This window comes from Pantoea osteomyelitidis, from assembly GCF_044342975.1.
GTDB classification, from domain to species: Bacteria; Pseudomonadota; Gammaproteobacteria; order Enterobacterales; family Enterobacteriaceae; genus Pantoea; species Pantoea osteomyelitidis.
In genome coordinates this window covers 1-13,561 of the sequence record NZ_JBGFSN010000006.1, presented here as the reverse complement: position 1 = coordinate 13,561, position 13,561 = coordinate 1, and the positions used below count along the sequence as shown (strand labels likewise).

Below are 13,561 nucleotides of genomic sequence, written 5' to 3'. Positions count from 1 at the left end.
TTCATCTCCAGGATAAAAAACAGGGGCTGGATGCCCCTGTGGTTTTACTGAACGGGAATCGGATTATCCGCCACGGACTGGTTGAACTGGTTCACCAGCGTATGCTCGTCTGCGCCCGGGTTATCGCGTACAGGCAACACACGATCAACGATGGCTTCAATAGTATCCGTACCCAGCTTTTCAAACGTCTCGCTGATGAATGCGTCCAGCGGCATGGCGCGCGGGTCACCACTCTTGTAAATCAGGTCGGTATCAACCCACGGCGGGGAAATTTCGATAACCTGTACGCCGGTGTTACGCAGCAGGAATCGCTGTGACAACGTATAGGAGTGGATGGCGGCCTTCGTGGCCGAGTACAGCGCATTGGTCGCCATTGGCAGGAAGGCCAGCACCGAACTGTTGTTGATCAGCACCGCATCCTTTTGCTGCTTCAGGTGCTCGATAAACGCCGCACTGACGCGCACCGGGCCCAGAATGTTGGTGTCTAAGAGCGTAACTGCCTGGGCGTCATCCAGCTCGCCTGCGGCGTTGTCAAACGGCATGATGCCGGCGTTATTGATAACCACGTTCAGTGCAGGATAGCGTGCCAGCACACTCTGTGCGGCGGCCTGAATACTGTCGGCACGCGTCACATCCAGCACCACATAATCCATGCCCGGACTGGCGGCGGTGACTTCTTTCAGCAGCGCCTCGCGCCGTCCGGAAATAATTACCTGATTACCCAGCTGATGGAATTTTTCTGCCATTGCGCGGCCAATGCCAGAGGTGCCGCCGGTGATGAAGATAGTGTTATTGTTCAGTTTCATGGACTTACTCCTTCATAGAATAGGTTTTAAGGTTGAATAAATGTTGAATCAGTGCACGGATACGGGGTGATAGCGCTCTGCCGGTGCGTCGCTGCCAAGATGCGGGATCATGGCCTGACGCGCCTGTTCATAACGCGTCCAGAGCGTCTCGTCTTGCAGGGATGGAATGGTGATGAGTTCGCCGCGTGCGAATCCGGTGAGGGCGGCTTCCACCATGTCCTGCGCGCTCATCACGATGTTCGGATCGAGCTGGTCAACCGGCAGGCCGCCGTTGTCCCAGAACGGCGTTGCGGTGGCGCCGGGCAGTACGGCCTGCACCTGAATGCCTTTACCGGCAAGCTCGTGGTGGAGAGACTGACTGAACGCCAGTACGTAAGCCTTGCTTCCGCCATAAACGCCGTTGAGCAGCTCCGGGGCAATGCTGACGATGGAGGCGATGTTGATGATGGCGCCGCGTCTCCGGGCGACCATACCTGGCACCACCGCGTAGGTCAGGCGGGTCAGGGCGGTAATGTTGAGGTTAATCAGGGCCGTCATTTGTTCAGTGTCGCTCTGCAGCAGCGGGGTATGGGTTCCGATACCCGCGTTGTTGACCAGTAGCGTGATGCTCGCATCCAGACGCAGCTTATCTTCCAGCGCATGCAGCTGTGCGGCATCGGCCAGGTCCGCTGCGACCACTTCCACGCTGCGACCGCTGTCGGTGGTGATATGCTCAGCCAGCTGGTTCAGACGGTTGTGATTACGCGCCACGATGATGAGGTCATAGCCCATACGTGCCAGGCGACCGGCATACAGTGCGCCCATGCCCGTTGAGGCGCCGGTGACGACGGCGGTGCCGCGGTCGGTGTGAGTCTGCTGCGTCATGATGTTCACCTTGTCAGTTATCGGGTTGGTGAATTCATAGTACGCACTCATGCGTCGGCGCGGCTGACGAGAAAGGTCGTGATTTGGGACATCATGATGACCGGAATGCCGGTCGTCATGAAATAAGAGCGGGGATCAGGTTTTGAAAAGTACGGTCAGGCTTTACCGGTACGCAGCGACTGAGGCGGGATGCCGTAACCGCGGAGGAAAACTTCGCGCATGTGTCGGCGGTCGCGGAACCCTGACTCACGCGCGATCGCTTCCATCGATAGCCTGCTCTGCTCAATGAGCAATCGGGCATTTTCCAGCCGCAGGCTCTCAATGGCTTTAGCCGGGGACTTGCCCGTTTCGGAACGAAAAAGACGACTCAGCTGCCGGGCGCTCACGTGCACGGCATCCGCAATGTCTTCAATGGTCAGCGGTTTACTCAGATTATTGCGTGCATATTCCAGGGCGGACTGCAGGCGATCGCTGCGTGGGGAAAGCATCAGCATTTCTGAATGCTGCGTCTGTCCGCCGGATCGGCGGTGGTGCATCACCAGCAAATGCGCCACGGTTCGCGCAACCTCAGCGCCCAGGTCTTTCTCAACCATGCCCAGCGCCATATCGAGGCCAGCGGTGAGTCCTGCCGAAGTCCAGACGTGATCGTCAATGATAAAGATGCGGTCTTCTTCGACCCTTGTGGTGGGATGCAGGGATTTCAGGCTCTGTGCGTGCACCCAGTGGGTGGTGGCGCGCCGATGAGATAAAAGCCCGGCCTGGCCCAGTACGAACGCGCCGGTACAGATCCCCGCGACCCGACGCGCGCGCGGAGCATGCGTCTGAAGAAAATCTACAATACCCGGTGAGGCCGGCAGCTCCAGCGGCGTCAGTACGCCCGCGACCAGCCAGGTGTCTATTTCCATATCCGTACTGATCGGATGGCTGTCAACGCCGAAGCCGTAAGAGGATTTCACAGAGCCACCGCGTTCTGAATACACTGTGCAGTCATAGAAAGGTTCGCCGTTCACCTGATTGGCAAACTCAAAGATACTCAGCGTGGATAATCCCAGAACCTGAAAATGATCGGAAATCAGTAAGCCTACCCGGTGCATCATCGTCTCCTTTAATAATCCGGCGTGATATACATCTCTGTTGCCGGTCTGGCTGTAAGCAGGGCGAGCACAGACAATAACCCGCTTTCGCTCTCCGGTATAATGGTCATTAAAATAACAGGCATTTTAACTCTTCATCACCATCTTCACACTTCGAGTGAAAGTCTTTGCTGCGACCCGATCTGTTTCACCTGAACGCAGTCCCCTATTATTCATTCCACACAAGGCAGCAAATTAAAACGCCGCCCTGAATATGAAACTTAATATCTCACAAACTGTATAAGGGTCCTCAAAATGAAAACTGTTAAATCCGCTCTGATGATTGCCGTACTGTCTGCTGTTTCATTCGGCAGTTTCGCACAAAGTATCACTGCAACCGGTTCCACGCTGGATGAAGCGGAATTACAAATTGCCCGACAGGCTCATAAAGCAGGCGCTCAGTATAAAATCACTGAAAGCTATGTTGGTAATCAGGTACATATGACCGCTAAACTGATTAAATAATATCGCGTAAGAAAGGCCATTCGAAAAGATGGCCTTCTTTTTATAATCCGTCTGCAGATCTGTCCTGTGATTATGTGTTTCCGGGGGTGTTTTTAATCCTGAAGGAGAAGGGGGAAAGGGCATTTCATGCTACCTTTTCTCAGTGAATGAAAGTCTTAACGCGCCCCGCACCTTTCTGATTCTCTATTCGGAGAAGAATATCTTATTTATACAACGTAGCGTAATTAATCGGCGGCCTTAAAACAGAATTTTTTATCTAAAAAGCCGCATAATGAAGAGTAAAAATCAATAATGATAAAACTGCACTGATTATTCTCTCTCTGTGCGGTTTTGACTCAGCAGTTTCGCCCAAGGGCATCTCCGCAACCGACTCAACGCTGGATGAAGCTGAATCAAAATGCGCGCTAAAAGCAAAGCAGGCAGGTGCTGATAATAAGATTACCGGCAGCTATGCCGGTAATCAGGTCCGCATGACGGCTATTCTGCAAAATAACTGACGCCTCCGGGTAGAAAGCCATTTCACTTAAATGGCCATTTTTATGCGCTCTGGTTCGCGGGCAGCGCGGCCTGAGCGCCCGATACAAAAGCAGGGTGCGTGCGCATAAGCGCCGTCACGGCTTTCAGATGCTCACGCAGCAGCGCATGCAGTTCGCGGATCGCGGGAGAGAACTGTTTACGGTGCGGACAGATAAGATTGAGCGGAACCCCTTCGCCGGGCTGTTCCGGCAGCAGGACCTCAAGCCGTCCTGCCAGCACATCCGCGCTCACATCTATCCATGACTTGTAGGCGATTCCCGTACCCGCTACGGCCCAGCGTCGCGCCAGGTCGGCATCATCACACAGCATTCGGCTGTTCACCGTCAGCTGACGTCTGACGCCGTTTTCCGGAAAGGACCATTTGTCATACACGTGGCCGTTCAGCGTATAAAGCAGACAATGATGCAGAACCAGGTCGTCGAGCTGTCGGGGGGCGCCATATTTTTTCAGATAGGCCGGAGAGGCGACCAGCACGCGCCGGTTATCCTCGGCCAGCGGCAAGGCAACATAGCTGCTGTTTTCCAGTACGCCGTAGCGGATGGCCACGTCCACCGGATCGCGGAAAACGTCGCTGACGTTATCGGACATAAAAATGCGCAGCGATATCTTTGGATGCTTCTCGCAGAACGCGGTGATCACCGGCAATAAAACGTTGCGACCGATATCAGACGGGACGGCAATTTTCAGCTCACCCTGTATTTCATCCTCTCCACCCTGAAGCCGTTCGGTGCCCGCCTGCAGAATATTCAACATCTCCTGGGCATAGGGCAGCCAGGCTTCGCCTTCTGCGGTGAGACGAAGGCTGCGGGTTGAGCGGGCAAACAGCCGCTTATTGAGATCCCGCTCAAGGCGGTTGACCGCGGCGCTGACCTGGCCGGGGAGAATATCTGCTTCACGGGCCGCGCTGGAAAAACTGCCCAGCGCGGCAGAACGGACGAACAAGGTAACATCTTCAAGACGTATCATGCAGGCTCCCAAGTGCAAAAGGTTGTCAGTACCGTGCAGAGAGGGCGTTTAATTGTTAACGGCAAGACTTAAGAAAACGCAGCAGGCGGGTGACACGCTGCTGCCAGGCCGTTCTGTCGAGGGCATCGTTTGCCTCAAGGCAGGCTTCAGCCAGGGTTGACCAGATAATCTCTGCCACCACGCCGCTGTCCTCTCCGGCATCCTCCGCCGGGATGTTCAGCCGTATCTGCTCAACCACAGCATCGCGAAAGTTGCGCACAATTACCAGCGCTTCGGCGGGCAGTTCCCCCATCTCACGGGAAGAGTTGACCACAAAGCAGCCGTTAAAGGCAGGATTGTTGAAGGGCGCAGCAAGCAGGAAGGCCTCAATATTTTCCCAGCCATGCGGTTGTTTTTGCAGCAGAAACTGCGCCGGTGCGCTATTGACATAGTATTCGAGCGCGCTCACAAACAGCTGTTCTTTACTGCAGAAGGTCGCGTACAGGCTTGAACGGTTAATGTCCGTGGCTTGCTCAAGCTGCCCGAGGCTGGCTCCTGCCAGCCCGCTTTTCCAGAATACCGGGATCACGCGGTTCAAAACATCTTCGTTGCTTATCTTTTTAGGTCTGGCCATCAGCCGCCTCCATTTTAAACCAATCGTTTTAATATGCATCTTAAGCGTGAAAAAAGCCAGACTGCGAAAAATAAAAAACCGATCGATTCAAAATGGCTTGCAATCTGAGGGGGAGTGCAGCTAGTTTTAAAACGAACAGTTTAAAACTAAGGATACCTGATGATCTCTTCTATGACGTCAACCCGGTTTGCTTTCTGGATCAGTGCCGCAGTTGTGGCGCATACGCTCTGGACCAGCGCGGCCCCCGCGATGATCTATCCGCTTTATGCCACACAGTGGCAGCTGTCGATGACGGTGCTGGCGGTCATTTTCGGTATCTATCCGCTGAGTGTGGTGCTGACAATGCTGCTGTCGGCCGGTCTGTCCGACAGACTGGGGCGAAAGCGCATTATGCTGGCCGGGCTGGTCAGCTCCGCCGCCGGTGTGCTGATGTTTGCCGTTGCCGGAGAGGTGTATACCTTGATGGCGGGCCGGGTGTTGATGGGGATAGGGGTAGGACTGTCGGCCGGTCCTTCCGCCGCAGCCCTGGTGGACTATGCCGGTCAGGGGGGCGCTGGCCGCTCTGCATCCGTTACCCTCGGTGCGCAGTCAGTGGGCTTCGCCGGTGCGCTGCTGCTGGCGGGGGCGCTTGTCACTTGGGCTCCCGCGCCTACGCGCCTGAGCTTTTACGTCCTGTTCACGCTGCTGCTTCTGCTTATCCTGCTGTGTCTGTTTATTCCGGGCGACCGGCATGACCTTCCGACCCGGCGCCTGATGGCGCGCCCCCACGTTCCGCCCTACCTGCGCCGCAGCTTTATCTATGCCGCGCTGGCGGTGATGGGTGCCTATACGCACGGCGTGCTGATCTCTTCCCTCGGTGCGCAGGTCGCCCGCAGCCTGATTGGCTCACCGAGCGCGTGGGTAAACAGTCTGGCGCTGGCACTGTTCCCGGTGGCGCTCGGCATCACCGGTGGCTTCGCCAGAAAAGTAGAAGCCCGGCGGGCGATCATGACGGGTTCCGCGCTTTCCATGCTGGGCATGGCAAGCCTGTGCGTGTCCGTGTCAGTACACAGCCTTGCGTATTTCATAGGGGCTTCGCTCATCTCGGGAGCCGGATACGCCTTTATGACGTTTGGCGGACTGGCGTTGATCGCGCAGGAGGCCCGGCGCGAAGAGAGGGGAAACGCCATGTCCATGCTGTTTGTCTTTGCCTACCTGTTTACCGGCGGGCTGGCTATCGCGCTGGGTAAAACGGCCACGAGCCTGAACCTCTCTTTCGCCATTTACAGCGGCGCATTCATCCTCACTGCTGTCTGTCTGGTGCTGATCATTCAGGGCCTGTATCAGCGGCGATCCCGGCATTCGTTTCCTGTAAGCGACGCCTGAAACCTGATTTTTTAACCCCCGGAGCGCGGAATCCCGGTTCGGCGCTGTGGAAAACTTTTACTCAAAATCTGGAGAATACGATGACCTTAAAAATCTACCCCCTGAACCTTGGCAATATCACGCTGGACAAGTCGGGGCTGGTTTTATTTCAGGATGCAGGGATCAAAACCACCATTCCGACGCTCTCTTTTTTGATTACCGGCGGCGAATACCCTGTGCTCGTCGATTCCGGCTCACGTTCAACCGATTATTACAGCCAGTTTGGCTTTGCAGCGGAGCAGACGCGCGAAATGACGCTGGAGTGGAACCTCGCACAGCATGGCCTGACGCCTGCGGATATCCGCTACGTCATTCATACCCACGCGCACGTTGACCATGTCGGCGGGGACTATCTTTTCCCAATGACCACCACGATCAGCCTTTCCCGCCGTGAACTCTCTTTTGCCGCGTCCGGCATTATGGGACCGGCCATGTATGCCCTTGAGGATACGCGACACCTGCTCGACAGGCTGTATACGCAGGGCGCGCTGCGCCTGTTTGACGTGGACGGCAGCTTTGAAGAAGAAGTGATCCCGGGAGTGACGGTGCGTTTGAGCGGCGGGCATACGCCAGGTTCAATTTGCGTTCTGGTGGAAACCGCTGAGGGGCTGGCAAACATCTGCGGGGACGTGGTGTATAACCTGCAGGGCAGCCTCATCGATCCCTTCCTCGACAGCCTGAACCCCGGCGAACCGACCATTACCGGTAACCGGGCGATGTCCACGCTGGAAGAAAAAACGGCGATCAAGAAAGCGCTGTCCGGCGTGCGGTTTATGCTCCCCAGCCATGACCTGCCAGCGCTGGTGCAGGGAGGACGTGTTACCGGTCTTCTGCACAACGCCATATCAAATCCGGAAGCCCGTGTCACCGACGCTTCTGCCTACACCCTTCTGTAAAACCCCGCCGGGCCTGCTGGCCCGCTTTCGTCCTCCTTCCGCCCGGACGCCGCTGTGCGGATTTTCACTCCGCGAGTGAAAGTGCTGATGTCGGCACCCCGTTTTTCTGCGCCAGTGACTCCCGTACTCTTCACGTAACGCACCGGTACCCCGGCTGCCACACCACTGCTTAATGAAAGGGAAACACACCATGAAAGCGATTGTTTATACCCAGCACGGATTACCCATTACCGACCCCCGTTCTCTCTTTGAGACCGAACTGCCGAAACCTCAGCCGGGCGGCCACGACCTGCTGGTAAAGATCAGGGCGATTTCAGTCAATCCGGTAGACACCAAGGTGCGCGCCAATTCACCCGTCACGCAGCCGCGCATTCTCGGCTGGGACGCGGTGGGCATTGTTGAAGCGATCGGTGAAGACGTCACGTTGTTCAGACCCGGGGATGAGGTGTATTACGCCGGATCCATTATCCGTCCCGGCTCCTATGCAGAATATGGCCTTGTTGATGAGCGTATCGCGGCCCACAAACCGGCTTCACTGAGTGACGCCGACGCGGCCGCGCTGCCGCTCACCTCACTTACCGCCTGGGAGCTGCTGTTTGACCGCCTGGATGTCAGGGAAGGGCATGGCGATGCGATCCTCATCATCGGCGCTGGCGGGGGCGTGGGTTCGGTACTGACTCAACTGGCCAGCAAGCTTACCGGACTTCGCGTCATTGGCACCGCCTCCCGCCCGGAGACGGCGGAATGGGTGCGTGAGCTCGGCGCGCATGACGTCATCGACCACTCCCGCCCGCTGCTGGAAGGTCTGCGCGAAATCGGCCTCTCTTCAGTGCGTTACGTCGCGAGCCTGACGCACACCGGTAAGCACTATCAGCAGATTGTGGAAGCGCTGGCGCCGCAGGGCCGTCTGGCGTTGATTGACGACCCGGATTCGCTGGATGCGCTTCCGCTGAAGCGCAAAGCCGTTTCGCTGCACTGGGAGCTGATGTTCACTCGCTCACTGTTCCAGACCCCGGACATGATCCGCCAGAACGAGATTCTGGAGAGCGTACGCCGCCTGATCGAGGACGGCACCCTGCGCACCACGAAAGGCGAGCATTACGGAAAAATCAGCGCGGACAATCTTCGCCGGGCGCACGCCTTTATCGAAAGCGGCCGGGCGCGCGGAAAAATCGTGCTGGAAGGTTTCTGATTTCGCTGCCGGTCAGGTAACAGACTGACCGGTCCATTCAATATCTCAGGAAGATATTCTGATGAAAACACGCATGATGAAAACGGCTTTCGCGCTGTCTGTGGCTCTGGCGGCAGGCAGCGGCAGCCTGAATGTCCTGGCTGCGCAAGCCCACGCGATGCCTGCCCTCAGCCAGCTTGCTCAGGACCGCGCGATCGGTAAACCCGAAGTGGTCGCCACGTTTAGCGGCGCAATGCCGACCGGCGTCACCGTCACCGAAACGGGCCGCATTTTTGTGAATTTCCCGCGCTGGGGTGACGATGTTCCGTTTACCGTGGCCGAAGTAAAAGGTAACCGGCTGGTGCCTTACCCGGACGTCGGGATAAATACCGCTGACAATTCTGCTCCCCGCACTCATCTGCTGAGCGTGCAGAGCGTAGTGGCCGACGGCCAGGGCAGGATCTGGATACTGGACACCGCCGCGCCCGGATTCTCAAAACCCGTAGCGGGCGGCGCAAAGCTTGTCGCGGTTAACCTGAAAACCAATCAGGTCGAAAAAACCCTTGTTTTTCCGGCGGAGGTGATCAGGCCTGCCACCTACGTCAACGATATGCGTTTCGATTTTCGCATCGGTAAAGCTGGCGTGGCGTACGTGACCGACTCCTCACTGTCCGGTACTGGCGCGATTATCGTCATCGATCTGGACACGGGGAAAGCGCTTCGCCGTCTGGAAGGCGACCGCACAACCTCGCCTGAGGCCGGTTTTTCACCTGTCGTGGAAGGCGAAACGCTGTTGCAGCGTCACGCAGACGGAACGACCGCGCCCTTCAGCGTGGCCTCTGACGGTATTGCTATCTCTCCGGACGGTAAGACGCTCTACTACAGTCCACTGTCGGGTCGTCACCTCTATTCAGTTTCCACGGCGCTGCTTCGCGATCCGGCCATCAAGGAGGCTCAGCTCTCTGCGTCTGTGAAGGATTTAGGTGAAAAAGGGGCGTCAGACGGTCTGGAAAGTGATGCGAAGGGTACCGTTTATGCCGGCGACTATGAGCGTAACGCTATCCGTAAACTGCCGGCAGGCGGGGAGTGGACAACCATTGCGCACGGTCCGGAAATCCTGTGGCCGGATACCCTGTCGGTCGGGCCGGATGGTTATCTGTACTTCACCACAAACCAGCTGAACCGCCAGCCCGGTTTCCATGGTGGTAAAGATTTGCGCCAGAAGCCTTATGCCCTGTTACGCATTAAAATTAATGCAGCGCCCGCACCCACGCACTAAAGGATTTCACCTCCGGCCCCGACGCTTAACGCACGGGGCCGTTGCAGGATATCTCTACTCGCTGAAATAGGGAGCAGCGTTTTCTGTCCATAAACGTAACGGGTCCAGAGGGGGTAACAGTGAGCAGGAGCAGCATGTTATGGCTCTCTCCTGCACCACTGACGTCCTGCAAACATCAGCTCACTTTTGGGAAGTCAACGACAGTATCATTTACGCGGTTCACCATATTGGTAAACAGGATGGCGCTGACGGCACCGAGGGTTTCCACTACCTGCTGGTCGCTGAATCCGGCCTGACGGAAAGTCTGAACGCGCTCCGCCGCTACGGTACCGCGGGATGAAACCAGGTACTGAACGAACTGCACCAGAGCATCAATGCGCGCATCAGCCGTGAAGCGAGCTTCGCGTAACTCTCGCGTCTGATCGTCAGTGTAACCGGCCTTTTTGGCCATTAATGTATGGGCGGCGAGGCAGTAATCACAGCCAGACTCTTCGCTTACCGCGAGATTGATGGCTTCCAGCGCGCGCGCGCTCAGGCTTCCTTTGTGCAGCGTTGCGTTCAGTTGCAGCATCTGGCCCAGGATTTCCGGTGACTGCGTGCCAATGGTCAGATAGGCGTTCGGGACCTTACCCATACTGCCTTTAATAGCACCGAACAGCTGTGCGGTTTTACCGGTGGCTTCGCTTTCGGTGATGGTATGTAAACGGCTCATAGATGACTCCTGATTTCATTCAGTAAAATGCTCAGGTGACAGGGTATTGAATGTTCTGTCACGTCGGCTTCAGGAGCACAGTACTGTGGCAGGATAAGAGGAAAAAGCCAGCAACCGGGTTAGGACTTTCTCTCGCCGAGTTAAAATCGGTGACGCTAAAAAGTCATGGTATTTATGAAGAGCATTCCCGCTGATAGCGCGGGTAGTCAACGACGATGAGTTCTTCGGTCACGAGCCGGACCACGGAAGTCAAATCGATGAAGTTCACGTGGTCCGGATCTACCTTGGTTGCAAAGTTGTCCGACAGGAAGAGTTTGTTCATATCGTCACTGTTGTCGAACCATGCCTCCACTATGGCGTCGAACCGTGGTTCCTCAGGGGTCGAATAATCCGCAGGGTATGAAATCACGAAGCGGCGGATATTCTTCGCTTCGGGAATGGCAAAGAGTATTGGGGCATGAATGTCACGACGATAGTCCCTGAATTCCTGAATGCCCATACCTTGTCGGCGCTTGAAGCCGATGATGACTTTGATCATGAAAATATCCTTTGACGGTGAGTAGTCGGTGCATTTGCTTCGAAAAAGGATAACCATGAAACTCGAAACAAACTATGTTTGAATATCCCTATTACTTTCGAGATTGTCCCCGTGGTTGCTGATCCTTTATCCGATGTTCTCTCGCTATTAACGCCGAAAACCTACATCGCGGGTGGATTTGACTTCGGGGAGAAATGGGCGCTTCAGTTCGAGAAGCATTCTGGCCTCAAGTATTTTGCGCTCGTATCGGGCAGCGCCTGGCTCGCCGTCGATAGCGGGCAAGATCCGATAAGGCTTGAGGCGGGTGATTGCGTTCTGTTACCGAACGGACGTCGGTTCCTGATTGCTCAGGACCTCGCCTTCGAGCCGATCGGCATTGCCTCCCTACCCGAAGAAGAGTGGAACGGCGGTATCGCGACAGTGAACGGCGGCGGAGAAACAACAATGCTCGGCGGCCATTTCGGATTCGCCGGCAAACATGTCGATATCCTACTCGGGTCAATGCCTGCCATCATTCGGCTCCGCGACGAGGACGACAAGACAGGTCTGCGATGGGCCCTTGAGCGTATGCGACAAGAGCTGTTCGGAACGCAGCCGGGTGCCAGGCTCGTAGTGCAGCATCTCGCTCATCTGATGCTGGTCCAGGCGCTGCGACTTTATCTTGCTCACGGCGTGGGAAGCGGGGTCGGCTGGCTGTTTGCACTCAGAGATGAAAGGATCGCGGCTGCCATTGGCGCAATTCATGCGAGTCCGGGCAGCCGATGGACCTTGCCGGAACTTGCGCAAAAGGCCGGGATGTCTCGATCAAAGTTCGCACTCAGGTTCAAAAGCCTATCCGGATCGTCGCCAATCGAATATCTGACACGATGGAGGATGATGATTGCATGTCACCGGCTCACCAGTGGCACTGAATCTGTCTCCAAAATCGCGCTGTCACTAGGCTATGAATCAGAAGCTGCATTCAGTACAGCGTTTCGACGACTCATTGGCTGTTCACCACGCCGGTATTCTTTGAAAGATCAGTCGATAAATGAAAAAGCCCCCGGCTAAGAGAGTGGCCGTGGGCTTTTGGCGAGGTAACTGACAAATTTACAGACCCAGCTCCGACAGACCCGGATGGTCGTCCGGACGACGCCCCAAAGGCCAGTGGAACTTGCGTTCACTTTCCTTTATAGGCATGTCATTAATACAGGCGAAGCGACGATGCATCAGGCCATCTGCTTCAAATTCCCAGTTTTCATTCCCGTAAGAACGAAACCAGTTACCTGAGTCATCATGCCATTCATAAGCGTACCGGACAGCGATGCGGTTGTCGCCAAACGCCCATAACTCTTTAATGAGACGATACTCAAGTTCTTTTTTCCACTTACGGGTGAGGAATTCTTTGGCTTCTTCACGATTATTTGCAAACTCGACGCGGTTACGCCATTTGGTATCCAGTGAGTACGCCAGCGCTACTTTTTCGGCATCGCGGCTGTTCCAGCCATCTTCAGCGAGCCGAACTTTCTCAATCGCCGATTCGCGCGTGAAAGGAGGAAGTGGCGGACGAGTTTGTGTATCAGACATGGTAAAGCCCCCTGTAAATTCGGATAGATCAGTAGAAACATTTTTTTGATACTCAGGCCTTAAGAAGAGGCCTGTTCCAGCAAAAGTTTCGCAACTTCCCTTGCACTGTCTGCGGCGCTGCTATCACCCATCACATAGGACAAGGTGATAGCGCCCTCTACCAGAATCAGCAGCTGTTTGGCCAGAGCGGCAGGTTGCTCAATGTTTAATTGGTCAGTGAGTTCGAGCGTGTAATCCAGCAATTTTTGTTTATGCAGCTTTGCTATCTGGCGAACAGGGTCGGTAGGATCACCCACTTCTCCGGCTGTATTTATAAATGCACAGCCACGAAAGCCTTCTGACTCAAACCAGCCCCTGAGCACAGTAAACATATTCAAAATGCGAGCCTGAGGAGTATCGCCTTTATCAGCTTCAGCTCTGAACCAGTGCATCCAGCGTTCATCACGTTCATTCAACGCGGCTGCTGCCACGTCATTTTATCCCTTCCAGCGTGACCGATGCCCCGCCGCAAATAATTACCAGTACATTATTAGCAGGGTTAAACCTGATTTTGTGCTCGTACAAGAGTGAGAGAGACACGCCGCATGCCGGTTCAATGAGCACCCGATGGT

14 protein-coding genes and 1 pseudogene are annotated in these 13,561 nt (G+C 55.6%); 6 read left to right on the top strand and 9 right to left on the bottom strand.

Features of this window, described 5'->3' with window-relative positions; all coding sequences use genetic code 11:
* Nucleotides 1-44 precede the first annotated feature (44 nt).
* The 3 genes from ABU178_RS16115 to ABU178_RS16105 all read right to left on the bottom strand — a co-directional run bounded on the left by ABU178_RS16115 (nucleotide 45) and on the right by ABU178_RS16105 (nucleotide 2,764).
* On the bottom strand, nucleotides 45-806 hold the full coding sequence (locus ABU178_RS16115) for an SDR family oxidoreductase (RefSeq protein WP_397216723.1): 762 nt from the start codon (nucleotides 804-806) through the stop codon (nucleotides 45-47).
* Nucleotides 807-854: 48 nt separating this feature from the next.
* Entirely contained in the window at nucleotides 855-1,670 is an 816-nt protein-coding gene (locus ABU178_RS16110) for an SDR family NAD(P)-dependent oxidoreductase (protein WP_397216722.1), read from the bottom strand.
* 155 nt (nucleotides 1,671-1,825) lie between these two features.
* Entirely contained in the window at nucleotides 1,826-2,764 is a 939-nt protein-coding gene (locus ABU178_RS16105) for a GlxA family transcriptional regulator (protein WP_397216946.1), read from the bottom strand.
* A gap of 294 nt (nucleotides 2,765-3,058) precedes the next feature.
* Here ABU178_RS16105 and ABU178_RS16100 point away from each other — a divergent pair, with 294 nt between their 5' ends.
* Nucleotides 3,059-3,268, top strand: coding sequence for a YdgH/BhsA/McbA-like domain containing protein (locus ABU178_RS16100; RefSeq protein WP_397216720.1), 210 nt, complete (start codon nucleotides 3,059-3,061; stop codon nucleotides 3,266-3,268).
* Between the two features lie 537 nt (nucleotides 3,269-3,805).
* On the opposite strand, the gene ABU178_RS16095 is transcribed toward ABU178_RS16100, so the two are convergent.
* Nucleotides 3,806-4,771, bottom strand: a complete 966-nt coding sequence (locus ABU178_RS16095; RefSeq protein ID WP_397216718.1) for a LysR family transcriptional regulator — start codon at nucleotides 4,769-4,771, stop codon at nucleotides 3,806-3,808.
* A 55-nt stretch (nucleotides 4,772-4,826) separates the two neighbouring features.
* Complete coding sequence (locus ABU178_RS16090) at nucleotides 4,827-5,384, bottom strand: TetR/AcrR family transcriptional regulator (RefSeq protein WP_397216716.1); 558 nt, start codon at nucleotides 5,382-5,384, stop codon at nucleotides 4,827-4,829.
* 159 nt (nucleotides 5,385-5,543) lie between these two features.
* Between ABU178_RS16090 and ABU178_RS16085 the strand changes: the two genes are divergently transcribed.
* The 4 genes from ABU178_RS16085 to ABU178_RS16070 all read left to right on the top strand — a co-directional run bounded on the left by ABU178_RS16085 (nucleotide 5,544) and on the right by ABU178_RS16070 (nucleotide 10,134).
* The gene (locus tag ABU178_RS16085; protein ID WP_397216714.1) at nucleotides 5,544-6,749 is read left to right on the top strand and encodes an MFS transporter; all 1,206 of its coding nucleotides are present in this window, start codon (nucleotides 5,544-5,546) and stop codon (nucleotides 6,747-6,749) included.
* A gap of 80 nt (nucleotides 6,750-6,829) precedes the next feature.
* A complete protein-coding gene (locus tag ABU178_RS16080; RefSeq protein WP_397216712.1) occupies nucleotides 6,830-7,684 on the top strand; it encodes an N-acyl homoserine lactonase family protein in 855 nt (284 codons plus the stop codon).
* 190 nt (nucleotides 7,685-7,874) lie between these two features.
* Entirely contained in the window at nucleotides 7,875-8,876 is a 1,002-nt protein-coding gene (locus tag ABU178_RS16075; protein ID WP_397216711.1) for a zinc-binding alcohol dehydrogenase family protein, read from the top strand.
* 61 nt (nucleotides 8,877-8,937) lie between these two features.
* Entirely contained in the window at nucleotides 8,938-10,134 is a 1,197-nt protein-coding gene (locus tag ABU178_RS16070) for an SMP-30/gluconolactonase/LRE family protein (protein ID WP_397216709.1), read from the top strand.
* A gap of 175 nt (nucleotides 10,135-10,309) precedes the next feature.
* Here ABU178_RS16070 and ABU178_RS16065 read toward each other — a convergent pair whose 3' ends face one another.
* On the bottom strand, nucleotides 10,310-10,846 hold the full coding sequence (locus ABU178_RS16065; RefSeq protein WP_397216708.1) for a carboxymuconolactone decarboxylase family protein: 537 nt from the start codon (nucleotides 10,844-10,846) through the stop codon (nucleotides 10,310-10,312).
* A gap of 172 nt (nucleotides 10,847-11,018) precedes the next feature.
* Nucleotides 11,019-11,384, bottom strand: coding sequence for an EthD domain-containing protein (locus ABU178_RS16060; protein ID WP_397216706.1), 366 nt, complete (start codon nucleotides 11,382-11,384; stop codon nucleotides 11,019-11,021).
* A gap of 78 nt (nucleotides 11,385-11,462) precedes the next feature.
* Here ABU178_RS16060 and ABU178_RS16055 point away from each other — a divergent pair, with 78 nt between their 5' ends.
* On the top strand, nucleotides 11,463-12,434 hold the full coding sequence (locus ABU178_RS16055) for an AraC family transcriptional regulator (protein WP_397216704.1): 972 nt from the start codon (nucleotides 11,463-11,465) through the stop codon (nucleotides 12,432-12,434).
* A gap of 39 nt (nucleotides 12,435-12,473) precedes the next feature.
* Here ABU178_RS16055 and ABU178_RS16050 read toward each other — a convergent pair whose 3' ends face one another.
* Nucleotides 12,474-12,950: a nuclear transport factor 2 family protein gene (locus ABU178_RS16050; protein WP_397216702.1), complete on the bottom strand. Its 477-nt coding sequence runs from the start codon at nucleotides 12,948-12,950 to the stop codon at nucleotides 12,474-12,476.
* Nucleotides 12,951-13,009: 59 nt separating this feature from the next.
* Nucleotides 13,010-13,426 (bottom strand): annotated as a pseudogene (locus ABU178_RS16045) (TetR family transcriptional regulator C-terminal domain-containing protein); the annotation flags it as partial.
* Between the last annotated feature and the right edge of the window lie 135 nt (nucleotides 13,427-13,561).